The organism is Bifidobacterium sp. CP2, assembly GCF_018555635.1.
In the GTDB taxonomy this organism is placed as follows: domain Bacteria; phylum Actinomycetota; class Actinomycetes; order Actinomycetales; family Bifidobacteriaceae; genus Bifidobacterium; species Bifidobacterium saguinibicoloris.
Window position 1 is genome coordinate 90,946 of the sequence record NZ_JAFEJX010000005.1, and the last position, 23,275, is coordinate 114,220.

Consider the following 23,275-nt stretch of genomic DNA (forward strand, 5'->3'; position numbering starts at 1 on the left):
TGTCGGGGTGTTGGTTGGGTTTCGTTGGATGAATCGGTTGTGTTGTGTTGGATGGTCGTGCCGGTCGCGTGGACGCGTCGGTCGCGTCAGGCGAAGTAGGCGGCGAGGTTCCCCTCCTTGCCGAGGTTCACGCGGAACCCGTGGGTGCGCACGGCGAGGATCAGCAGGCCGAACACGAGCCAGACCACGCCGATGCTCCACGAGAGGACGCCCAGACCGGTGAAGATCCACAGGCTTACGGCGGCGCCGATCAGCGGGGACACGACGTGCGCGAGCGCCGACTTCAGGCTCCTGTCGTCGCTCTTCACGAACAGGTGCCATACGACGGTGAGGTTCAGCAGGATGAAGCTGAACAGCGCGCCGAAGCTCACGACGTTGCCGATCACATCGGTCGTGGTGGCGAGCGACAGCACCAAGGTGACCACGGAGACCACGACGGTGGCGAACAGCGGCGTGCGGAACCGTTCGTTCAGCTTGCCGAACGCGCCCGGCAGCAGGCCGTCGCGGCCCACCGCGTACAGGACGCGGGATACGGACGTGACGCACTCCTCGCCGGAGGCGAGCGAGAACGACAGGACGATCACGATGCTGGCGAACACCTGCAGCGGCTGGCCGCCGACGATGCCGAGGATGTCGAGGAACCCGGAATCCGGGTCGACCTTCGTGTAGTCGGGCTGGATGGAGCCGGCGAGGAACGTGAGCACCACGAAGATCGTGCCGATGACGAGCAGCGAGGTGATGATGGCGCGGGGCACGTTGCGGCGCGGCTGCTCCGCCTCCTCGCTCAGCGTGCTGATCGCGTCGTAGCCGAGGAACGAGACGATGACCAGACCGGTGGCGCTCAGCACGTTCGCGAAGCTGAAATCGGACGGATTGTAGAAGGCGGCCGCGGAGAAATGGACCGTGCCGTTGCCGACGGCGACGAGCGTGGCCGCCACGAACCAGACGATGAGCACCAGCTGCAGCGCGAGGAACACCTTCGAGAACTTCGACAGGATGTTGACGCCCAGGCTGGAGATCGTGCCGATGATGGCGACGATGAGCACAGGCCACACCCATCCCGGCACCGCGGGCAGCAGCTGGCCGAGGAAGCCGGCGCCCACGAGCGTGGTCACCGCGGGCAGCAGCAGATAGTCGAGAATGATGCCCCAGCCGGCGATGAAGCCGAGACCGCCGTTGCCGGTCCCCTGACGCACGAAGTTGTAGACGGAGCCCGCATACGGGTAGAGCTTCGACAGGGAGATGTAGCTGAACGCGGTGAACAGCATCGCCACCAGACCGATCACGTACGCGGTGGCGACCAGGCCATGCGCGCCGCCGACCTGCGAGCCGTAGAACGCGATGGGCGCGACCGGAATCATGAAGATCAGACCGTAGACGGTCAGATCGGACAGTTTCAGCGAACGATGCAGCGTGGGCTGCGCGGCCTGCGTGGCTTGCGTGGCCTGGGCCGTGGTGGCGCTGGTTGACGATGACATGGGATTCCCTCTCTTGGACAGGCGCATGCCTTGGCGGTATACGACGGATGGTTGCCGGTCCCCCGACCGGCGGTGCATCCATATCCAACCAGCGCCGTGCCCCCGACACGCGCCGTGGAGTATCGGGCTTGGTTGGACGACGTCATAAGAAACCCCGATGATAGGAAAAACCGCATGCGGGCGTGAGGTTCCGCTGAGAACGGGAGCCGGGCGGCGTCGTTGGTAGCCTTGTCGTCAAACGGCTCCGGACGAGGAAGGGGAGTGGCATATGCGACGGACGGCGAAACCGGACGCGACGCGGCCGGACACGGCATCGGACGTCGGACGGTCGGACGTCGAAGGCGAGGAATCGGCGGTCGCGGCGCAACTCGTTGCGGCGCGACTTGACGACGGGGAGACCGCGCTCGACGCGCGGCGTCTCCCGCTCGTCATCCGCGTGTACGGCGTACTGGTCCTGCTCGACGGACTTGCCACCCTGCCCATCGTCGTGCTGTCGTCCATCGCCGCCGTACGCGCCGTCATGCGCGGCGAACTCGCCTTCGACGCGATGAGCCTCACCGCGCTGCTCACCGCCGCGTACGCCGTCGTGCTCATCGTCGCCGCGGCCGCGCTCATCGTGTTCGGCGTCCTGCTGCTGCGCAACCGGCGGCGATACGCGGCACGCTGGGCGTACGTGCTCATGCCCGTCACCCTCGCCGACGGCATGCTCTCGCTCGCGCTGGAAGGGCTCGGTCCCAACCTCATCGCGCCCGCCATCCAGATGGTCCTGCTTGTGGCCGTCTCCATCGCCTGCGATCCGGGGCTTGCGGAGGAACGACGCCTGCAGCGCGCGCTCAAACGCATGGACGACCGCGACGCCTACGATGCGGCGGTACGTGCCGGCATGCTCGGACGCGACCCCTCCGGCAAAGGCTACATCGCGCTCGACTTCTTCAACATCTTCTGGCTGTTCACCGTGGCCTGCGTGTTCGGCCTCGCCATCGAGACCGTGTACCACCTCGCCATGTACCACGGCGAATGGCAGGACCGCGCGGGGCTCCTGTGGGGACCGTTCTCGCCGATCTACGGCTGCGGCGCCGTGCTCGTCACCGTGGCGTTGAACCGTTTGTGGAAGTCGAACCCGTTCCTCATCTTCTGCGCGAGTGCGGTGATCGGCGGCGCGTTCGAATACGCCACCAGCTGGTTCATGGAGGTGGCGTTCGGCATCACCGCATGGGACTACACCGGCCAGTGGCTGTCCATCGACGGACGTACCTCCGGCAAATACATGGTGTTCTGGGGTCTGATCGGCGTGTTCTGGGTGCGGTGGATCCTGCCGTGGCTGCTGCGGTTCATCAACCGCATCCCGTGGAAGGTGCGCTACTCGCTCACGGCCGTGTGCGCGGTGCTCATGCTCGTCGACATCGTGTTCACATTGATGGCGCTCGACTGCTGGTACGGGCGCATGGCCGGGCTGCCGCAGGATTCGCCCGTCACCCGATGGTTCGCCACGCACTACGGCGACGAGTACATGGCGAACCGGTTCCAGACGATGACCATCGACCCGAGCAAGGCCGGGCGTGCGTGATCGGCGTGGTTGGTGTAATCGGCGTGATTGGGTCGATTGGGTCGATTGGGTCGATTGGGTCGATTGGGTCGATTGGGTCGATCGGGGCGATCACAGACCGTACTGTTCGTGGGCGAACTTCTCGAGCGCGGGGATCGAGCGCTTGACCTTCTCGGTGTCGATGCAGTAGGCCATGCGGAAGTGGCCGGGCACGCCGAAGCTGTCCGAGGGCACGAGGATCAGGTCGTACTCCTTGGCCTTCATGCAGAATGCGGTCGCGTCCTCCTCGAGCGCCTTCGGGAAGATGTAGAACGTGCCGCCGGGACGCACCACGTCGAAGCCGATCGAGGTGAGCGCGTCGTACAGCAGGTTCATGTTCGTCTCGTACACGCTCAGGTCGGAGGTCTCGTCGAGCACCTTCGCGACGCCCAGCTGGATCGAGCTCGGTGGGCAGTTGTGGCCGGTGCCGCGCGAGATCTGGCCCATCATCGGCACGAGCAGGTCGGCGTCCGTGGCGGTCGGGTTCACCGCCACGTAGCCGATGCGCTCGCCCGGCAGGGACAGCGACTTCGACCACGAGTAGCAGGTGAGCGTGTTCGCGTAGAAGTTCGCCGGGTACGGCTGCGTGCCGCCGTCGAACACGATCTCGCGGTACGGTTCGTCGCTGATGAGGAAGATGTCGTGGCCGTATTCGGTCTGCTTGGCGGTGAGGATTGCGGCGAGACGCTTGAGCGTCTCGGCCGAGTAGACGGCGCCGGACGGGTTGTTCGGCGTGTTGATGAGCACGGCTTGCACGTTCGGGTTGAGTGCCGCCTCGAACGCGTCGAAATTGATCTGGAAGTTCGCGGTGTCCGCCGGGATGACGGTCAGGTGCGCGCCCGTGCCGTTCACGTACGGCTGGTATTCGGGGAAGTACGGCGCGAACGTGATGATTTCGTCGCCCGGCTTGGTGACGGCGCGCATCGCATGCGCGAGTGCGCCGGCCGCGCCGGTCGTCGGAAAGATGTGGTTGCCGGTGTAGCTGGTGCCGAAGCGACGGTTCAACGAGTCGGCGATCGCCTCCTTGACGGACGGGATGCCGAGTGACGGGGAGTAGCCGTGGATTGCGACCGGATCGCCGTGCTCGTACAGGTCGACCATCGTCTTCGCGAAGTCCGGCGGGGCGGGCACGCTCGGATTGCCCAGCGAGTAGTCGAACACGTTCTCGTAGCCGATTTCCTTGCCGCGGGCGGTGGCGTACTCGCTCAGCCCGCGGATGACGGACTTGCCGCCCAGCATCGCCTTGTATTCCTCGTTGATCATGGAACCACTCCTTGTTCTTGGTCCGGACCGGAAGTCAGATACCCCTATTCAACCACCGTTTGCGGGTCGGGCCGGCCCACGGTTCCGCCGGGCGGGAATCGCGGACCGGAGGTCTATCGGTCAACTTCGTCAGAAGTCCCAATCGTCGTCGTCGGTCTCCTCGGCCTTGCCCATCACGTAGGAGGAGCCGGAACCGGAGAAGAAGTCGTGGTTCTCGTCCGCGTTGGGGGAGAGGGACGCGATGATCGCCGGGTTCACGTCGCAGATCTCCGCCGGGAACAGGGCCGGGTAGCCGAGGTTCATCAGCGCCTTGTTGCCGTTGTAGCGCAGGAACTTCTCCACGTCCTCGGTCAGCCCCACGCCGCCGTACAACGACTCGGTGTACTCCACCTCGTTGTCGTACAACTCGTTCAGGAGGTCGTACGTGTATTCGCGCAGCTCCTCGCGCTTCGCTTCGCCCACCAGCTCCAACCCGCGCTGGTACTTGTAGCCGATGTAGTAGCCGTGCACGGCCTCGTCGCGGATGATGAGGCGGATCACGTCGGCCGTGTTCGTGAGCTTCGCATGGCTGGAGAAGTACATCGGCAGGTAGAAGCCCGAGTAGAAGAGGAACGATTCGAGCAGCGTCGAGGCGACCTTGCGCTTCAACGGGCTGTCGCCCTCGTAGTAGTCGAGCACGATCTGCGCCTTCTTCTGCAGGTACTCGTTCTCCTCGCTCCACGCGAACGCGGCGTCGATCTGCTCGGTCGAGCACAGCGTGGAGAAGATCGACGAATACGACTTCGCGTGCACGGACTCCATGAACGCGATGTTCGTGTACACGGCCTCCTCATGCGGGGTGAGCGCGTCCGGGATGAGCGACACCGCGCCGACGGTGCCCTGGATCGTGTCGAGCAGGGTGAGGCCGGTGAACACGCGCATCGTGAGCGTGTGCTCCTCCTCGCTCATCGCCTGCCAGGAGGGGATGTCGTTCGAGACCGGCACCTTCTCCGGCAGCCAGAAGTTGCCGGTCAGACGGTCCCATACCTCGAGGTCCTTCTCGTCCTCGAGACGGTTCCAGTTGATCGCGGAGACGCGGTCGATGAGCTTCAGCGGTTTGCGCGGCACGGAAATCGGCGCCATGGTGTCTCTCCTTGTCAGTTGTCTTCGTCGTTGTCGTTGCGTTGTTCGGTGAATTCCTCCGGTGCCGTAAGGCGCAGGATCATCCGGTATACGGTCTTCGACATGATGTTCCCCTTCCATTCATGATCGTCGGTTGTGTGTGATGCGTGCGGATACCGCCGTCCGAGACCGAAGGCGTACGGAGGTACGTCGACCGAGGGGCAACGCAGACGACGCTCCATCACAGCATGCAGGAGACGCAGCCCTGCACTTCGGTGCCTTCAAGCGCCTGCTGCCGGATGCGGATGTAGTAGAGCGTCTTGATGCCTTTGCGCCAGGCGTAGATCTGGGCTTTGTTCACGTCGCGCGTGGTGGCGGTGTCCGGGAAGAACAGCGTGAGCGAGAGGCCTTGGTCGACGTGCTGGGTGGCGGCCGCGTACGTGTCGACGATGGCCTGCCATCCGATTTCGTAGGCGTCCTTGAAGTATTCGAGGTTGTCGTTGGTCATGTACGGCGCGGGGTAGTACATGCGCCCGATCTTGCCTTCCTTGCGGATTTCGATTTTGGAGGCGATCGGGTGGATCGACGACGTGGAGTGGTTGATGTACGAGATCGATCCGGTGGGTGGCACGGCCTGCAGGTTCTGGTTGTACAGTCCGTCGCGCAGGATCGCGTCGCGTAGCGTCTCCCAATCGGCGACGCTCGGCACCGCGACGCCGTAGCGTGCGAACAGCTCGCGCACGCGCTCCGTGCGTGGTTCGATGGAGCGGCGGCCGTCGGTGTACTTGTCGAAGTAGTTGCCCTGGCCGGCCGGCTTGGCGTAGTCGGAACGTTCGAACCCGACGAACGCGCGCCCGCGCTCGACCGCGAGGTCGTGCGACGCGCGGTAGGCGTGGTAGGCGACGGTCATGAAGTACATGTCGGTGAAGTCGAGCGCTTCGTCGGAGCCGTACGTGAGGCCTTCGCGCGCGAGGAAGCCGTGCAGGTTCATCTGGCCGAGGCCGATGGCGTGGCCTTCCTCGTTGGCGCGGCGGATCGACGGCACCGCGTCGATGGACGTGTGCTCGGCGACGGCCGTCAGCGCGCGGATCGCGGTTTCGATGGTGTCGGCGAGGCCGCCGTCCATCGCCTTGGCGATGTTGAGCGAGCCGAGGTTGCAGGAGACGTCGCGGCCCACGTGCGCGTAGGTGAGGTCTTCGTTGTATGCGCTCGCTTCCTGCACCTGCAGGATTTCGGAGCACAGGTTCGACATGGTCACGCGGCCGTCGATCGGGTTTGCGCGGTTGACGGTGTCTTCGAACACGAGGTACGGGTAGCCGGATTCGAACTGGAGTTCGGCGAGCGTGGTGAAGAACTTGCGCGCGTCGATGTACGTCTTCCTGATGCGGTCGTCGGCCAGCATCTCGTCGTACTTCTTGGTGACGGAGATGTCGGCGAACGGCTTGCCGTACACGCGTTCCACGTCGTACGGGCTGAAGAGGGCCATCCGCTCCTTGCGCTTGGCGAGTTCGAACGTGATGTCCGGCACGACGACGCCCAGGGCGAGCGATTTGATGCGGATCTTCTCGTCCGCGTTCTCGCGTTTCGTGTCGAGGAAGCGCATGATGTCCGGGTGGTGCGCGTTGAGGTACACGGCGCCGGCGCCTTGGCGCGCGCCCAGCTGGTTCGCGTACGAGAAGGAGTCCTCGAGCAGCTTCATGACCGGCACGACGCCGCTCGACTGGTTCTCGATGTGCTTGATCGGCGCGCCGAGTTCCCTGAGGTTCGAGAGCAGCAGCGCCACGCCGCCGCCGCGCTTGGAGAGCTGCAGGGCCGCGTTGATGCCGCGGGAGATCGATTCCATGTTGTCCTCGATGCGCACGAGGAAGCAGCTCACCGGCTCGCCGCGCTGCGCCTTGCCGAGGTTGAGGAACGTCGGGGTGGCCGGCTGGAAGCGGCCGGAGAGCATCTCCTCGAGGTACGCGGTGGCGGCGTGTTCGTCGCCGGCGGCCAGGTCGAGCGCCACCGCGGCGCAACGCTGCGGGAAGTCCTCGAGATAGGTCTTGCCGTCGAACGACTTCAGCGCGTAGGAGCGGAAGAACTTGAACGCGCCGAGGAACGTCTCGAACTCGAAGCCGGCCGCGGCGGCCTTCGCGTAGAAGCGCTCGAGAAAATCGTCGTCGTATCGGGCGAACACGTCGCCGTCGTAGTAGTCGTGGCCGATGAGCCAGCGCAGGCGCTCGCCGGCCGTGGCGAAACGCTTCGTGTTCGGCTCGATCTCGTTCGCGACGTAGGCGCGTTCGGCCTCCTTGTCCTTGTCGAATTGGATGAGGCCGTGCTCGTCGTACAGGTTGAGCATCGCGTTGAGCGCGTGATAGTCGGTGGAGGGATCGTAGGTGGTGGTCATGGAATGCATCTTTCGATCGGTTGCCGTGTCGGCTATTTCGTGAAGAACTTGACGAGGCCCTCGCGCACCTTGCGCGCGTCCTCCCGCGTGCCCATGAGTTCGAAGCGGTACAGGTAGGGGACGCGGCATTTCGCGGCGATGATGTCGCCGGCGGCGCCGTAGGCGGTGCCGAAGTTCGTGTTGCCGGAGGCGATGACGCCGCGGATCCATGCGCGGTTGCCGGCGTCGTTGAGGAAGCGTTTCACCTGCGGCGGCACGGCTTTGCGTGCGTCGCCGCCGCCGTAGGTGGGCACCATGAGGACGTAGGGTTCGCGCACGTTGAGCGTGGGGCCGTTCGGTTTCAGCGGGATGCGGTACACGTTGATGCCCGCTTCGCCGAGTTTCAGTCCGGCGACGAAGCGCGCCGTGTTCTCCGAGGCTGACGAGAAGTACACGAGTGCGCCGATCGCCTTGCCTTGTCCGGCGGCCGCTTCCGGTGCGCTCGGCGTCGTGGCGTCCTGCGCGGGCGCCTCGCCCATGCCGGTGAGGGCGATGGGCGCGCTGCGATGGGCCGGGGCCGTCGTGCGGGACGCCGAGGCCGGCCGGGCCGCGATGGCGGGGGATTCGGTTTCGGCCTTCGGCTTGCGTGAGACGGGTGCGGCGCCGGTCAGCGCGCCGATGTCGGCCGCTCCGGAGACGGTGCGTGCGTGCCGGCCGGCCCGGGTTCCAGACTGCGCGTGGCCGGTCAGATGCTCGAGGCCGGTGCCTCCCGGGGCGGTGCTGACCTTGGGGGTGACGCTCATGCGGCGACCGTCTGCCCGGCGGTCTGTGTGCTCTTCGCGAGCTCGCGGATCAGGTCCGGGCGGTAGCCGGTCCAGGAGTTGTCCGGTGTGATGACGACCGGCGCCTGACGGAAGCCGGCCTGCTGCAGCTGTTCCAACGTGGACGGGTTCTCCGTCAGATCGACCGTCTCGAACGGGACGCCCAGCTTGGTGAGCTGACGCTTGGTGGCGTCGCACTGCGGGCAGCGTGGTTTGGTGAACACGGTGACGGTCATAGTGGTCTCCGATCGAGGTCCGGGGATGTGTGCGGACGCCAGATTACCGGGCGGTGGTTCCGAAGTAAACGCTATCTGTAGTGGCGTGTCGTCAGCATTTTCGCTAGATGTAGTGCCGGGCAAATCGTTGCAATCGCAACGGACACGCCGGTCGCACGGACGGTCCGGCCGTGGCCGGAACCGTCGCAACACGAAAATGTCGTCTTCGTCACATCGCGGGACCGTCCGCCGACGGCGATTCCCCCATCGCCGAAATCGTGAGCCGATGCTCGCGTGCCGGCGCATGCCGGGATAGACTTCTGCTCGGGAAAACATGCCCACGGCGCGACGCGGGACGCCGGGACCGGCGGCCGCGCCGCAACGTGGGCGACGTCGACTGAAAGGCAAGCAAATGGCCGAAGCTACGGCAAACATCGGTGTCATCGGACTGGCCGCCATGGGCTCCAACCTGGCGCGCAACCTCGCGCACCACGGCAACACGGTGGCCCTGTTCAACCGCCACTACTCCCGTACCGAGAAGCTCATGGAGGAGCACGGCTCCGAAGGCGCGTTCGTGCCCACCAAGACGCTCGAGGAGTTCGCCGCGTCCCTGAAGCGCCCGCGCACCGCCATCATCATGGTCAAGGCCGGCGCCCCGACCGACGCCGTCATCGAACAGCTCGAGGAGGTCTTCGAGCCGGGCGACATCATCGTCGACGGCGGCAACTCGTTCTTCAAGGACACCATCAAGCGTGAGAAGGCCGTGCGCGCGAAGGGCTTCCACTTCGTGGGCTGCGGCGTGTCCGGCGGCGAGGAGGGCGCGCTCAACGGCCCGTCCCTCATGCCCGGCGGCACCGCGGAATCCTGGAAGACCCTCGGCCCGATCCTCGAATCGATCGCTGCGAAGGTCAACGGCGAGCCGTGCGTGACCCACATCGGCACCGACGGCGCCGGCCACTTCGTCAAGATGGTTCACAACGGCATCGAATACGCGGACATGCAGGTCATCGGCGAGGCGTACGACATCCTGCGCCGTGGCCTGGGCATGGACGCCGAGGAGATCGCGAACGTGTTCGACGAGTGGAACAAGGGCGACCTCGACTCCTACCTCATCGAAATCACCGCCGAAGTGCTGCACCACAAGGACGCCGCCACCGGAAAGCCGTTCGTGGACGTGGTCGTCGACCACGCCGGCATGAAGGGCACCGGCACGTGGACCGTGCAGACCGGCCTCGAGTTCGGTTCGGCCGTGCCGGCCATTGGCGAGGCCGTGTTCGCGCGTGCGCTCTCCAGCCACGGCGAACTGCGCGAGGCCGCCCAGAAGGAGCAGCTCGCCGGCCCGAACAAGACCATCGATCTGGACGGCGAGGAGAAGGCCGCGTTCATCGAGGACGTGCGTCGCGCGCTGTTCGCCTCCAAGGTCGTCGCCTACGCCCAGGGCCTCAACGAGATCCAGGACGGCGCGAAGGAGTACGGCTGGGACATCAACCTGTCCGAGGTTGCCCGCATCTGGCGCGGCGGCTGCATCATCCGCGCCCAGTTCCTGCTCGACCGCATCACCGAGGCGTTCAAGGGCGACAACCCGCCGGCCTCGCTGCTGTTCGACCCGTACTTCGAGAAGATCATCGGCGAATCGCAGGACGCGTGGCGCCGCGTGATCGTCAAGGCCATCGAGGCGGGCATCCCCACCCCGGTGTTCTCCAGCTCTCTCGCCTACTACGACGGCCTGCGCTCCAAGCGCCTGCCCACCGCCCTGACCCAGAGCCAGCGCGACCTGTTCGGCGCACACACGTACGGCCGCGTCGACAAGCCGGGTGTGTTCCACACGTTGTGGGCCGAGCCGGGCAAGCCGGAAGAGCAGCAAAGCTGATCTTCCGGCTTGAGGAGAGCCCTGTGGGCTCTCCGACCGGCTCGGTGTGCGGCGGCTGTGCCGCCGCACCAGTATTGAGTCTCGCCGTCAGGCGAGTCCATAATTGCTGATCGAAGAGGGAAGCCCTGTGGGCTTCCCGGCCTTCTTCGGGGCCGGCGATAGCCGGCCAAGATAGAACGAAGCCGGAAATCGAGGCCTGAGGCCTTATCTCAGCACAAGAAATCCCGGAGAGCAGCGGTGTTCTCCGGGATTTCTTGTATTGGCACTGTCTCAGTGCAATGATTCCCGGGGGATTGGTCGTTCTCCGGGATTTGTTGTACTGCCATCGTCGTAGTGCAATGATTCCCGGTGTGTAGCGGTGGTTTCCGGGAATCATTGCACTGACCTCGGGTCAGCACAACGATTCCCGGACGAAGCCGCCTATTTCCGGGATTCATTGTGCTTGGAAAGACGGGGAGGCTCGAAGAGAAGCCTTGAAGCTCCGAGACTACAGCTTCGTCACCGTCTCGTCGGTGGAGAACCAGACGAACTCGTCCACACCGCCGGCGAACGACGACGGGTACTCCGGGTCGCCGCCCTTGTCGCCCGCCGCGAACACGTGGGCGAGCGAATCGGCCTTGCCTGCGCCAGCCGCGAAGAACCATGTATGACGGGAACGGGCGATGAGCGGTGCGGTCAGGGAGACGCGCAGCGGCGGCATCTTGGGGGAGTGTGCCACGCCCACGGCCAAGCGGTCGCTGACCAGCACCTCGTGGTGCCCGGAGCTGGCGGGGAACAGCGAGGCGTAGTGCCCGTCCGGTCCCATACCGAGGATCATCAGGTCGATGACCGGCTCCGGTCCGAGCTCCCGAACCAGCTCGGATTCGTACGCGCGGGCGGCCTTGTCGAGCAAATCTCCGTTCTCCGCGTCGGCGGCCGAACGTACGAACTCGTCGGCGCTGTCCGCGTCGGCCGTAACCTTCGCGATCTCCGCGGCCGGGCGCACGTCGGGTGCGATTTCGTGGATGTTCGACTCCGGCAGCCTGCCGTCCGCGACCAGACGGTCGAGCAGCAGGCGACGCGCCTCGAGCGCGTTGCGGTCGGCGGAATCGGCGGGGACGAACCGCTCGTCGCTCCACCAGAAGTGGACGCGCGACCAGTCGATGTCGGCGGCGAGCGGGTCGTCGGCCACCAATCCCAGCGGCTGGGCGGCGGAACCGCCGGAAAGCGCCACGTCGACGCGTGCACGACGGCCGCCGCCGGGCACGCGTTCGGACAGCAGGTCCAGCAGTGTCAGTGTGAGGCGGCGTGCGCCGGCCTGGATCATCAGATCCTTGTCCGGGTAGACGATGAGCCTACGGTTTGCCATGAGGCGCTCCTTCGATGTCTGGTCGGTCGATGTCTGGTCGGTCGATGTCTGGTCAGCCGATGTCTGGTCAGCCGATGTCTGGTCAGTGACGGATGAGGTCCCAGCCTTCGTTGATGACTTCGCCGTACACCTCGTCCGGGTCGATGCGGCGCAGCTCCTCGGTGAGGCAGTCCTCGATGGTGCGCACGGGCACGGAGATCGCCTGCGGGGTCTGCCCCGGCATGGAGATCAGCGCCTGGTCCTCGTGCGGGCGTTCCAGCGACACGACGCCGTCCTCGCGCGTGAGGTACACGCCGGTCACGGCCTCCGCGTCGTCCACGTACTCCACGTCGACGGTCACGCCGAGCTTGAGCCGCAGCCACGCGCACAGCATGTCCATCGGCAGGAAGTCGCGCGGGCCGGTGACCTTCGCGGCCGTGATCGGCAGGTGCGGCGGCTGGTCGAGCATCGAGGCGAGCATGGCGCGCCACACGGTCAGGCGCGTCCACGACAGGTCGATGTCCTCCGGCGTCCAGCTGCGGCGCAGGCGTTCGATGGTCGCCTCCGGGTTGTTGGAACGCAGCGCGTCGGTGATGCGGCTGCGGGCCATCGCGCCCATGAGGTCCTTCGCCGGGTTCGACGGCGGGGTGGTGGGCCACCATGCCACGACCGGCACGTCCGGCACGAGCAGTGGGATGACGAGCGTGTCCGGATGGTCGATGAGCCCGTTGCGCGGGCGCAGGATGATGATCTCGCCTGCGCCGGCGTCCGCACCGAAGCGCACCTGCGCGTCGAGGTTCGATTCCGCGGGGCCGTCGGTCAGGTCGATGGCGGGATTGTCGGTCTTCTCCATAGCCTTCACGTCGTCGGCGTCCCCGTCGCGTCGCGACGTGTCCGGCACGATGGCGATGACGCGGCACGGGTGTTCGCGGCTCGCCGCGTTGGCGACTTCCAGCGCGTGTTCGAGGTCGTCGTCCTGGGTGGCGATGAGCAGCGTGAGCACGCGGCCGGTGGCCGATTCGCCGCGCTCCTCGTGGAGCTCGTCGATTTTGTGCGCGATTTCGCGCGTGCGCGTATCCGGCATATCGATGATCATGGCATCCTCCAGTGGCGGCCTTCGCGCGCCAGCATCTCGTCGGCCTCGGCCGGACCCCACGTGCCCGCACGGTAGGGCTGCGGCTGGCCGAGCGTGGACCAGAAGTCTTCAATCGGATCGAGGATCTCCCAGCTGAGGTTCACCTCTTCGGTGGTCGGGAACAGCGGCGGGTCGCCGAGCAGCACGTCGAGGATGAGCTTCTCGTACGCTTCCGGCGAGTTCTCGGTGAAGGAACGGCCGTAGCTGAAGTCCATGTTGACGTCGCGGACCTCCATCGTGGTGCCGCCGGGCACCTTCGCGCCGAAGCGCATGGTGACGCCCTCGTCGGGCTGCACGCGGATGACGATCGCGTTCTTGCCGAGCTCGCGTACGGCCGTCTGCTCGAACGGCAGGTGCGGCGCGCGCTTGAACACGACGGCGATCTCCGTCACGCGCTTGCCGAGGCGCTTGCCGCAGCGCAGGTAGAACGGCACGCCGGCCCAACGGCGGGTGTCGATGTCGAGCTTGATCGCCGCGTACGTCTCGGTGGTGGACTTCGGGTCGATGCCCTTCTCCTCCAGATAGCCGACGACCTCGTGCGAGCCCTGCCAGCCCTTCGCGTACTGGCCTCGCGCCGTGTTGGCGGCCAGGTCCTTCGGCAGGCGCACGGCGGACAGCACCTTGGTCTTTTCGGCCGTGAGGTCCTTGGCGGTGAAGCTCACCGGCTCCTCCATGGCGGTCAGGGCCATGAGCTGCAGCAGGTGGTTCTGGATGACGTCGCGTGCGGCGCCGATGCCGTCGTAGTAGCCGGCGCGGCCGCCGATGCCGATGTCCTCGGCCATCGTGATCTGCACGTGGTCCACGTAGTTCGCGTTCCAGATCGGCTCGTACATCGCGTTGGCGAAGCGCAGCGCGAGCAGGTTCTGCACGGTCTCCTTGCCGAGGTAATGGTCGATGCGGAACACTGAGCTCGGATCGAACACCTCGGAGACGACGCGGTCGAGATCCTTCGCGCTGGCGAGGTCATGGCCGAACGGCTTCTCGATGATGACGCGGCGCCACGCGCCTTCGCTGGAACGGGAGAGTCCGGACGCGGCCAGCTGCTTGGCGACGATCGGGAACGCGCGCGGCGGCACCGACATGTAGAACGCGTGGTTGCCGCGCGTGCCGCGGTCGCGGTCGAGCTCCTGCACGGTGGCGCTCAGGCGCTCGAACGCCTCCGGGTCGTCGAACGTGCCCTGCACGAACCGGATGCCGGCCGCGAGGTTCTTCCACGTCGACTCCTTGAACGGGGTGCGGCAGCGCGCCTTGACGGCGGTCTTCACGAATTCGATGAAATGCTCCTGCGTCCAGTCGCGGCGCGCGAAGCCGGTCAGACCGAAGCTCGGCGGCAGCAGGCCGCGGTTGGCAAGGTCGTAGACGGCCGGCAGCAGCTTCTTCTGCGCCAGATCGCCGGTGACGCCGAAGATGACCAGACTGCACGGTCCGGCGATGCGCGGCAGGCGCAGGTCGCGCGGATCGCGCAACGGATTGGTCCAATTGGTATTCCCACTCATACCCGTACAGCGTAGTAGTGAGTGCCCATGGCGCGCCACCCCGGTCTCGCCCGTGGCGAAGCGGATGGACCGAAGGTGACGCGCGTCACATGCGCGTCACCTTCGACGGGTGGGGATACGCCTCACAGGGCGATGCGCCGCGGCGTAAGCCACGGCGTCGGATGGACGATGCGTCACCGCACGCCGCGGCGCGCGGTGACGCGGCACGGTCGTCACGCCCAGCGGTCGGACATCGCGAAGCTGTTGTGCATGAGATTGCTCGACGTGTACAGCACGTCGTTCAGCAGCGTCGTCGTGTGCTTGCGCAGGTAGGCGGCCATCTCGTCGTTGGCCGCCTCGAGCGCCGCCGTCACGTCGTCGGAACCGGACGGAACGGACGCCGCCGCATCGGACGTCGCGCCATCGGACGCATCGGACACGCCGGACGCAGCCATCGCCGCGACCGCCTCGTCGGTGCGCTCCACCAGACGATGCCCGAACGCGCGCACGCCCTCCGCATACCCCTCCACCAGACGGTTCGTCTCGTAGAAGTGCGCGTCCGCGATCACCGCGATGAGACGGTTCGTCCAATACAGGTTGTCGGTCGAGACCTGCGGCGTCGTGTCACGCAGATAGGTGGGCGTATCCGTCACGTTCGCATAGAACGGCGCGACGCTCGTGAACGGGCCGGAACCGAACGACGTCCACAGCACCGCGCGCGCCGCCTCCGGCACGTACGGACGCAACTGCACCGCCACCATGTGACCGGTGCGGTTGATGCCGATCGGACGGTAGCGGTGACGCGACTCCGCCGTGCCGAGCGTGCCGTACGGGTCATACGGCGTGCCCTCGAAATGCGAGGAGAGGATCGCGTCCACGTCCTCGATCGTCACCTTGTTCTCCGGCACGCGGCACCACGGGATGTCGTCCGACGTGGGCGTGAAGCGCGCCGCCGGCGAATCCCAGTCCTCGCTCGGGTTCAGGCAACGCTGCATGTACCAGGCGCGCGGCGTGTTGTAGATATGGTCCTTCGCCGTGGCCGTGCCGAACGCGACGCGCGGGTTGAACCGGTCGGCCTGCTCCACCGAACCGTCCGAGGCGAAGCCCACCGCGGCGCGTGCGTCGCCGAACGCGCTCGCATGCGCCGGCATCGTCCGGTCCAGACGATGCCGCGCCATGAACTCGCGCAGGTCGGCGCTGCACATGAACTCGCGCTGCTTGCCGAACGCGTCCTTGAGGTCGAAGTCGTCGATGCCCAGCTGGTTCGGGATGGTCGCGTAGCAGTCGTCCGGCACGCGGCGGGCGATCCAATGGTGGCCACCGATCGTCTCCACGTACCAGATCTCGTCCACGTCGGAGATGATGACGCCGTTCGATTCGTACGTGCCGTAGCGTTCCAGCAGCGCGCCGAGGCGTTCCACGCCCTCGCGCGCCGTGTGTACGTACGGCAGGACGAGCGTGACGATGTCCTCCTCGCCGATGCCGCCCGGCCGTTCCGGCGTGGTTTCGACGCCGTCGGCGTCGGTTTCCGCCGGAACGAGTTCGACGAGCGGGTCCGCGGCGAGCACTCGCTCGTTCACCGCGATGGTCTCCGTCGCGCTCATCGCCACGTTGCGTTCGCTGGCGCCCGCCTCGGCGAGCACGCCGCGATTCGGCAGCACGTTCGGCGCGATCGTGTACCGGCACGGGTCGCCGGCGTCCGCCAGGTCGACTTCGACGTGCGAGAGGACCGAGCGGTAACGGCGCGGCTGGTCCTCGGGATGGACGGTGACGAGACGCTTCGGATCGTAGCGGCCGGAACCGGAATCGTCGTCGCGGGCGATGATGGTCGAACCGTCGATGCTGGCGGCCTTTCCTACAAGCAGAGTGGTGCAAGACATGTCGCCCTACTCTAGGAGCGCGGCCGGGGGCGGGCAAGTCGCGCCCGGGGATGCGACCGTGATGTCGGACACGTGCGGGGATGGTGTCGGTGAGTGGTAGGCGTGCGGTGGGCGGCGTTGGAGAGGAACCGGGTCGAGACAGTACACCAGGGACTATCAGGGACGAAAGCGGATTAGCCGGAAAAGCAAAACCCTTGAAAACTCATTATTTCCAAGGGTTTACCGGTGCCCCCCGTGGGATTCGAACCCACAACCCACGAATTAAACGAATCGGATTCCGGTCATTCGATAGGGGCTTTCTTATGTTGTGAGACCAGTGTACAGCACTTGGAACCGTTGGGGTTTCAGCGGGACTGACCGGCCCCGCGAAAGCCCATACGGCCGTAGGCGACACGCCCGTCCTTTTAAGCTTTTATTTAAGCGGATTGGACGAGGGTCGCCGCGGCGCCTTCTCCGGGCGGTCCGGCATGGTGCCGTTCCCCGCGTCCGGCGCGGTTTGCCGGGGTCGCAAAAGGGAGAACGCGATCATGGAGTTCAAGGATCGCCGGCAGCCGCCGGACAGTTGGATACCGTGGCTCGACCAGTGGGTCGCGGACATGCGCTTCCGCAATCTGAGCGAGCGGAGCATCGGATATTACTGGTACAAGATCACCGATCTGGCCAGACTGACGAACAAGCCGCCGTGGCAGATCGGCCAGGCGGATCTCAAGTCGTACATCGTGCGCCCGCCGTCGAACGCGGCCCGCCGTTCGACGATGAACGCGGTGCGCAACTTTTTCGGCTGGGCCAAGAAGGCCGGCCTGCGCGCCGACAATCCGGCCGAGGATCTGCCGTCCATCAAGCGCGAGACCCGTCACAAGGTGCCGGCCCCGGAGACGGCCGTCGGTCAGGGGCTGCATGACGCCGACCGGCAGACCCGGCTCATGGTCATGCTCGCCGCCGAGGCCGGCCTGCGCCGCGCGGAGATCGCGATCGTGCGCCGCGAGGACGTGACCGAGGATCTGTCCGGCCGCAGCCTGATCGTGCACGGCAAGGGCGCGAAGGACAGGATCGTGCCGCTGACCGACGAGCTGGCCGACGCGATCCTCGCCTCGCCCAAGGGCTGGCTGTTCCCGCACGTCAGTGGCAAGGGGCCGGTGTGCGGCGACACCGTGTATCGCAGGATACAGCACGCGACCGGTTGCTCGCCGCACACGCTGCGCCACCGGTTCGCGACCGCCGCGTACATCAGCTCCGGCGGCGACATCCGCGCCGTGCAGGAGCTGCTCGGCCATGAAAGCCTCGCCACCACGCAGGCTTACGTGACCGTCACCCCGCTCAACCTGCGTTCCGTGGTCAACTCCGTCAAGCAGTACGGCGAGGGCATGAACGTCGGGCAGGTCGTGTCCACCGGCGGCGAAACGACGCCGACTACAGAGTGACAACGTAAGCATAAACGGTCTCTCCAAACTGCCAAAAGGTTTTGGAGGGGCCGTTGTTTCGTTAAACGATTAGATTTACCGATACCGTAAATGAACGGTAAACGCAGTCTGAACTTCCCGTGCAGGTGTGCGGCTGGAATGATTGTTAACGTTGTCATAAACGCGGTTCTACGCTACCGTCTTGTGCTTCGGGCTTGACGGAAAGGGACGAGTATGGCCAGCGATGGCCGGCCCGCTTCAAGGACGAACCATCATACGCGCCGCACCGCCGGCGACGACCAGATACCCGCACGTCTCTCCCTGACCACGTCGGCGTATCGGAAAGCAAGACGAGAGAACCCCATGAGCAAGAAGAACATGATGCCCGAACCGTGGAACGACTGGGTCGACGAATGGTCCGCGGACATGCGGCTGCGCAGCCTGAGCGAGAACACCATCAACCTGCGCCGCTACCAGATCGGCGCGTTCGCCCGGCACACCGGCAAGCATCCCGGCGAGGTCACGGCCAGCGACATCCGCAAATGGCTCGGCCGTAAGGGACTGGGCAATGCGGCCAAACGCGGCGACCGATGCATGTTCTCCATGTTCTACGGCTGGGCGCAGCGCAACGGGAAGCGTCTCGACAACCCCGTGGAGGGCATGCCGACCATCAAACGCGAACAGCGCAAGAAACGAGCCGCACCAGAACAGGCCGTCCTCATCGGCCGCGACAGCAGCGACCCGCGCACCCGGCTGATCATCATGCTCGCCGCCGACGCCGGCCTACGCCGCGCCGAAATCGCCCAAGTGCGCGGCGACGACCTGATCGACGACGAACTCGGCTGGAGCCTGATCGTCCACGGCAAAGGAGGCAAGGACCGCATCGTGCCGCTAAGTGACGAACTCGCCCGGGAGATCCGCCGCCGCGGACCGGGCTGGCTGTTCCCCGGCGAGAAGGGCTGCGACCACATCTGCGGCGACACCGTATACCGACTCGTCAAGGACGCCACCGGGTACCCGCCGCACTCCCTGCGCCGCAGGTTCGCCACAGCCGCGTACATCACCTCCAACGGCAACGTCATGGCCATCAAGGAACTGCTCGGCCACGAAAGCCTCGCCACCACACAGGGCTACATCACCGTCAGCGGCCGCATGCTGCGCACCGTCATCGAACAAGCCCGCGGATACGAAGCACGAGGAACGGGAGACGGATAAAGAACCTTCGCCGGCAGTTATGCCCGCAAAAATTACAAGTATGGAAACACACTCTGACGATTGATGATGCGATGCAGCTGTCATGCGATTGCTTGACAGCATGTTGTCCCGTCCTGCATGGCGATGCTATGGATCGATGTATCAGATTGTCGAAGGGAATTCGTCATGGATGGTCACACGGTATCGGTCAGGCTTGCGGTCTGGTTCGAGGGTGTCAAGTGGCGTATTGCCGGTGGTCGTCGGGCGACGTTGCACTGGTGGTATCTGGTGTTGGCCGGCGTGCCGATTGCATGGATCGGATCTGAGGAAATCGTGGCTCCGCCTTGGGGAAACCGAGCTGGCGGGATGACCACATGATGAGAACCGCGTGCATCGTCCGTTCGGATGATGCACGCGTTCATCCCCTCGCCCGATGGCTGATGCCAGCGATTCGAGGGAGTATGAGACCATAGCGTTCGCCGCGAGGTTGCGGCGGGAAGGGGGAAGCGTCATGAACAGGCTGTTGAAGGTCGCCGTTTGTGTGTTGACGGTGGTGTTGGTCTCGGACGAGATGCTCGCCCTGCAGCACGAATACGGCAAGACGCTGATCGTCGTGACCCATGACACCGGCATCGCCGCGCAATGCGACCGGGTGCTGGAACTACACCACGCGGCATGACAGGGAGGCCATGATGCGGGGCAGGACCATTCAGCTTGCGATACTGGTGGCGGTGCTGGTCGCCGCTGTCGGTTCGTTTGTGATGCTTAGCGGGTTGGATGCCGTGGCGCCGTTGGGTGTGCGGGGCACGGTGCAGGTGTCTGGGTCGACGCCGTCCGCGCCCAGTGCGTCGACCATCGCGGGAGTCGAACGGACGGCTAGTGACACGGGCACCGACATCGTCAAATTGGTGGAGGATATCAGGGACCCGGGCGGGTCGCGCACGCTGTATGTGGCCGTCGGGGACAGGTCGGGGGAGCCGGCCGGTTGGCTGGCCGACGGGTATCCGGGGTTCACGCGTTCGATGACCACGACGGTATTGTCGTTCTCCCGGCTTTCGGGTCAGGACCCGCGCGGCAGCTACTACGTGTACGGTGATCCGGCCGCGACCCGGGCGTTCGCCGAGCGGTTCCGCACGGACGGGTACGAGGTGGATGTCAAGACCGACTACACGGCTTCGTACGCGCAGTGGCTGAGCAATCAGCCGCTGGGGGTGAGCTTTGCGGTGACGGTCCTGCTGTGCGCGATGCTGGCGGGCATGTTCGCGTTGATGAACGTCAAAGGGTATGCCGTGCAGCGTCTGCAGGGCAACTCCAGCTGGAGCGTCATCGCGCGTGACGTCCGCGCCAACATCCGCCAGACTCTGGCTGCGACCCTGGCTGTGCTGCTGGGGTTCACGGGATTCCTGGCCCTGTACAACCATGCGTCGCATATGGGCGCGGCATTGGCGCTGGCGGCCGGCGTGTTCGCCGTGTTCCTCATGGTGATCGTCGTGGCGTATCTCATCGGGTTTATGGTGGCGTCCCGTTCGCCGCTGCTGGCATCGCTCAAGGGACGACTGTCGGCGCGTTTGGCGTCCGGGCTGGTCTACTGCGTGCGCGTGCCCGCCGTGATCCTGGCCGTCTGGGCGGTCACTTACGCGGGGATGGCCGCAAGCCAGGCCCTGGACCAGGCCGAAGCCCAACAGGCATGGGCCACGGCGGGCCAAGCCAGCGCCATCAGACTCAACCCCCGGCTCTCCCAAGATGAGCAGGACCGGTATGCGGCCGCGACGGGCCGATGGCTGATCTCGCAGGAACGACAAGGCAGGATGATCCTCGCCGAAGAGGGATACACGCTGGAACAGCTTTCCGCCGTTGCAAGCCAGACGGGCTCGCCCGCGGACGACGCGTCCGCCCTGTCCGGGAACGTGCTGGTGGTGAACTCGAACTATCTGCACGCGCAGACGGTGCAAGACGCCTCGGGCCGGCGGATCACACAAGTGCCGGGCCAGGGGGTGCTGGTGGTGATACCCGCATCGAAACAGGACCAACGCGAGCGGATCGAGAACGTCGTACGGGCGTTCATCGGCTCGCAGGGCCGGATGCATGGCGTCGCGACGCCCCGGATCACCGTGCTGACGGGCAAGTCCGGCCAGTCCCTGTTCGGCTACGGGCAGCAGAACATGCCGAACCAGAAGACCCTGTTCCACGACGCGGTGCTCGTCGGCGTGGATTCCGACACCGGAATATTCTCGCCCGACGACTACACGGCCTACGCCTCCGGAGGCAATGCCATGCTCACCGACCCGGACCAGGCGCTCGTCTCGCTGCGCGAGGCCGGACTGCAGCCGTTCATCTACGCCGTGAGCAGCGTCAGCGCAAAAGCGGCCGCGGACTTCGCGAAACTCCAAACGAACCTGCGCATCCACCTGATGAACGTGCTCGTCGCCATCGCCATCCTCATCGCCTCAGCCATCGCCGCCGCCCAGACGCATGTGCGCGGCGGCGCCCAACGCATCTTCGCCCGCTACGTGCACGGCTGGAGCTTCCCGGCCACCCACCGGCTCGCGATCACCGCGGAAACCATGCTGGCCCTCGCCCCGATCCTCTTCTCGGCATACCTGGTCATCCAAAGCGGACTGCGCGCCGGAACCCCTATGGGCGCCCGGAGCGTCGCCGACATCTACCTGCTGGGCGGATGGCAGCCCGCGTTCATCGCCGCCGTCACCGTCGTGAACATGCTCGTCTACCTGCTGGCGACCGCACGCTACGCGCGTATCCTCGCCGCCAACCACTCCAGAGAGGAATAAACCATGCACGACCACCACTGCCTGCCCGGCGCGCCCATCATCGCGACCGGACTCGGGAAGACCTTCGGGACACGAACCCTGTGGCACGATCTCACGTTCCGCATCGAACCGGGACAGATGATCGCATTGACCGGACCGTCCGGATCGGGCAAATCGACGTTGCTGAACATCATTGGCCTGCTCGACCACGCCACCGCCGGAACCCTGCAATGCGGGCCGGACGACCTGACGGCCATGAACCCGCGTCATGCCAGACTGTTCCGCAAACGCACCTTGGGCTACCTGTTCCAGGACTACGCGCTGATCGACAACGCCGACATCGAACAGAACCTCGACGTGGCAATGCACGGCACAGCCAGCCGGCAGGACAGGCGAAACCGAATCAGCCGGGCATTGGGCCGCGTCGGGCTCAAGGGACGTGAGCACGACCCCGTCTACCGGCTCTCCGGCGGCGAACAGCAACGCGTCGCGTTGGCGCGACTCATCGTCAAACGGCCCGGCGTCATCCTCGCCGACGAACCCACCGGCGCCCTCGACCACGACAACGCCGACATGGTCATCCACACCCTGCGCAGCATGGCCGAGAACGGCGCCGTCGTCATCATCGCCACCCACTCCGACCACGTCGCCAACGCCTGCGACGGCACCATCCAACTATGACGTGCCGCAAAAGGAAGGTATGGCGCATGAGCGAATTCCGCGATTGAGATTGATGTCATGCGATCGCTTGACAGCATGTTGCACTTCCGAACAGCAATGGATTAAATGAAACACGTGGTTCCGGGGCAAGGCACTCTTGGCTTGTACCTCTAGAAACACATTTCTTGAAAAGAGGATCATGTCAGTTATATCAGCGACCAATCTTTCGATCGGGTACAAGAATTCCCCGATTGTCAGTGACATCAACTTGCGGTTGAATACGGGTAGGATCGTCTGTCTGCTCGGGGCGAACGGCGCGGGCAAGACCACGTTGATGAAGACGCTGCTTGGACGAATAAGGCCCGTGAGCGGGGAGGTCACATACACCGGGACGAATATCAACGAGATGTCCGCGGCGATCGACCACCCCAGTTTCTTTCCTTACCTGAGTGGTAGAGAGAACGTCGAGGTGGTCTCCGCGTTCTGGGGTCTGGACGTGGACCCGGGTACGGCGTTGAACAGTGTGGGTATCAATCAAGCGGCGCATGGGCGGAAGGCGAAGGACTACTCGACGGGCATGAAAGAGCGTCTGGAGCTCTGTCTCGCCCTCGTGCCGCATCCGAGGTTCCTGTCCTCGACGAGCCGCAGAACGGCCTGGACCCCGATGGCATAGCCTCTCTGTCCGAAACGCTTCGCGCCTATCGGGACAAGGGCAACTGCGTCGTCATCTCCACGCAT

The 23,275-nt window shown here is 65.4% G+C and carries 18 protein-coding genes; 8 read left to right on the forward strand and 10 right to left on the reverse strand.

All coding sequences use genetic code 11. The features are described 5' to 3' along the window. Window positions 1-86 precede the first annotated feature (86 nt). Window positions 87-1,478 (reverse strand): APC family permease, encoded by a 1,392-nt coding sequence (locus JS531_RS05250; RefSeq protein ID WP_214313700.1) that lies wholly within the window; start codon window positions 1,476-1,478, stop codon window positions 87-89. A gap of 268 nt (window positions 1,479-1,746) precedes the next feature. Here JS531_RS05250 and JS531_RS05255 point away from each other — a divergent pair, with 268 nt between their 5' ends. Then, on the forward strand, window positions 1,747-3,045 hold the full coding sequence (locus tag JS531_RS05255; RefSeq protein ID WP_214313701.1) for a putative ABC transporter permease: 1,299 nt from the start codon (window positions 1,747-1,749) through the stop codon (window positions 3,043-3,045). A gap of 90 nt (window positions 3,046-3,135) precedes the next feature. On the opposite strand, the gene JS531_RS05260 is transcribed toward JS531_RS05255, so the two are convergent. The 5 genes from JS531_RS05260 to JS531_RS05280 form a co-directional block, all read right to left on the reverse strand. After that, window positions 3,136-4,326 (reverse strand): pyridoxal phosphate-dependent aminotransferase, encoded by a 1,191-nt coding sequence (locus JS531_RS05260; RefSeq protein ID WP_214313703.1) that lies wholly within the window; start codon window positions 4,324-4,326, stop codon window positions 3,136-3,138. 129 nt (window positions 4,327-4,455) lie between these two features. Further along, window positions 4,456-5,448, reverse strand: coding sequence for a class 1b ribonucleoside-diphosphate reductase subunit beta (nrdF, locus tag JS531_RS05265; RefSeq protein WP_214313705.1), 993 nt, complete (start codon window positions 5,446-5,448; stop codon window positions 4,456-4,458). Window positions 5,449-5,668: 220 nt separating this feature from the next. Continuing rightward, window positions 5,669-7,813, reverse strand: coding sequence for a class 1b ribonucleoside-diphosphate reductase subunit alpha (gene nrdE / locus JS531_RS05270; RefSeq protein WP_240542048.1), 2,145 nt, complete (start codon window positions 7,811-7,813; stop codon window positions 5,669-5,671). Between the two features lie 32 nt (window positions 7,814-7,845). Beyond that, window positions 7,846-8,331, reverse strand: coding sequence for a class Ib ribonucleoside-diphosphate reductase assembly flavoprotein NrdI (gene nrdI, locus JS531_RS05275; RefSeq protein WP_214313934.1), 486 nt, complete (start codon window positions 8,329-8,331; stop codon window positions 7,846-7,848). A gap of 260 nt (window positions 8,332-8,591) precedes the next feature. Next, window positions 8,592-8,849 (reverse strand): glutaredoxin family protein, encoded by a 258-nt coding sequence (locus JS531_RS05280; RefSeq protein WP_214313709.1) that lies wholly within the window; start codon window positions 8,847-8,849, stop codon window positions 8,592-8,594. A 391-nt stretch (window positions 8,850-9,240) separates the two neighbouring features. Here JS531_RS05280 and gndA point away from each other — a divergent pair, with 391 nt between their 5' ends. Further along, window positions 9,241-10,698 (forward strand): NADP-dependent phosphogluconate dehydrogenase, encoded by a 1,458-nt coding sequence (gene gndA, locus JS531_RS05285; protein ID WP_214313711.1) that lies wholly within the window; start codon window positions 9,241-9,243, stop codon window positions 10,696-10,698. A gap of 487 nt (window positions 10,699-11,185) precedes the next feature. On the opposite strand, the gene JS531_RS05290 is transcribed toward gndA, so the two are convergent. The 4 genes from JS531_RS05290 to JS531_RS05305 all read right to left on the reverse strand — a co-directional run bounded on the left by JS531_RS05290 (window position 11,186) and on the right by JS531_RS05305 (window position 16,515). Beyond that, the gene (locus tag JS531_RS05290) at window positions 11,186-12,046 is read right to left on the reverse strand and encodes a 6-phosphogluconolactonase (RefSeq protein WP_214313713.1); all 861 of its coding nucleotides are present in this window, start codon (window positions 12,044-12,046) and stop codon (window positions 11,186-11,188) included. Between the two features lie 82 nt (window positions 12,047-12,128). Then, on the reverse strand, window positions 12,129-13,121 hold the full coding sequence (locus JS531_RS05295; protein WP_214313715.1) for a glucose-6-phosphate dehydrogenase assembly protein OpcA: 993 nt from the start codon (window positions 13,119-13,121) through the stop codon (window positions 12,129-12,131). Continuing rightward, window positions 13,118-14,656, reverse strand: coding sequence for a glucose-6-phosphate dehydrogenase (gene zwf / locus JS531_RS05300; RefSeq protein WP_214313717.1), 1,539 nt, complete (start codon window positions 14,654-14,656; stop codon window positions 13,118-13,120). Before zwf ends, JS531_RS05295 begins: the two co-directional genes overlap by 4 nt. A 212-nt stretch (window positions 14,657-14,868) precedes the next feature. Then, the gene (locus JS531_RS05305; RefSeq protein WP_214313719.1) at window positions 14,869-16,515 is read right to left on the reverse strand and encodes a C69 family dipeptidase; all 1,647 of its coding nucleotides are present in this window, start codon (window positions 16,513-16,515) and stop codon (window positions 14,869-14,871) included. A 527-nt stretch (window positions 16,516-17,042) separates the two neighbouring features. Here JS531_RS05305 and JS531_RS05310 point away from each other — a divergent pair. From JS531_RS05310 to JS531_RS05335, 6 genes are all read left to right on the forward strand, one after another. After that, window positions 17,043-17,936, forward strand: coding sequence for a tyrosine-type recombinase/integrase (locus JS531_RS05310; RefSeq protein ID WP_181161752.1), 894 nt, complete (start codon window positions 17,043-17,045; stop codon window positions 17,934-17,936). Between the two features lie 342 nt (window positions 17,937-18,278). Next, a complete protein-coding gene (locus JS531_RS05315) occupies window positions 18,279-19,130 on the forward strand; it encodes a tyrosine-type recombinase/integrase (RefSeq protein WP_100496529.1) in 852 nt (283 codons plus the stop codon). A 490-nt stretch (window positions 19,131-19,620) separates the two neighbouring features. After that, window positions 19,621-19,788, forward strand: coding sequence for a hypothetical protein (locus JS531_RS05320; protein ID WP_240542049.1), 168 nt, complete (start codon window positions 19,621-19,623; stop codon window positions 19,786-19,788). A gap of 229 nt (window positions 19,789-20,017) precedes the next feature. Further along, window positions 20,018-21,898, forward strand: a complete 1,881-nt coding sequence (locus JS531_RS05325) for a hypothetical protein (protein ID WP_214313721.1) — start codon at window positions 20,018-20,020, stop codon at window positions 21,896-21,898. Between the two features lie 3 nt (window positions 21,899-21,901). Next, a complete protein-coding gene (locus JS531_RS05330; protein WP_214313723.1) occupies window positions 21,902-22,558 on the forward strand; it encodes an ATP-binding cassette domain-containing protein in 657 nt (218 codons plus the stop codon). A gap of 178 nt (window positions 22,559-22,736) precedes the next feature. Continuing rightward, complete coding sequence (locus tag JS531_RS05335) at window positions 22,737-23,210, forward strand: ATP-binding cassette domain-containing protein (protein WP_240542050.1); 474 nt, start codon at window positions 22,737-22,739, stop codon at window positions 23,208-23,210. Window positions 23,211-23,275: the final 65 nt, after the last annotated feature.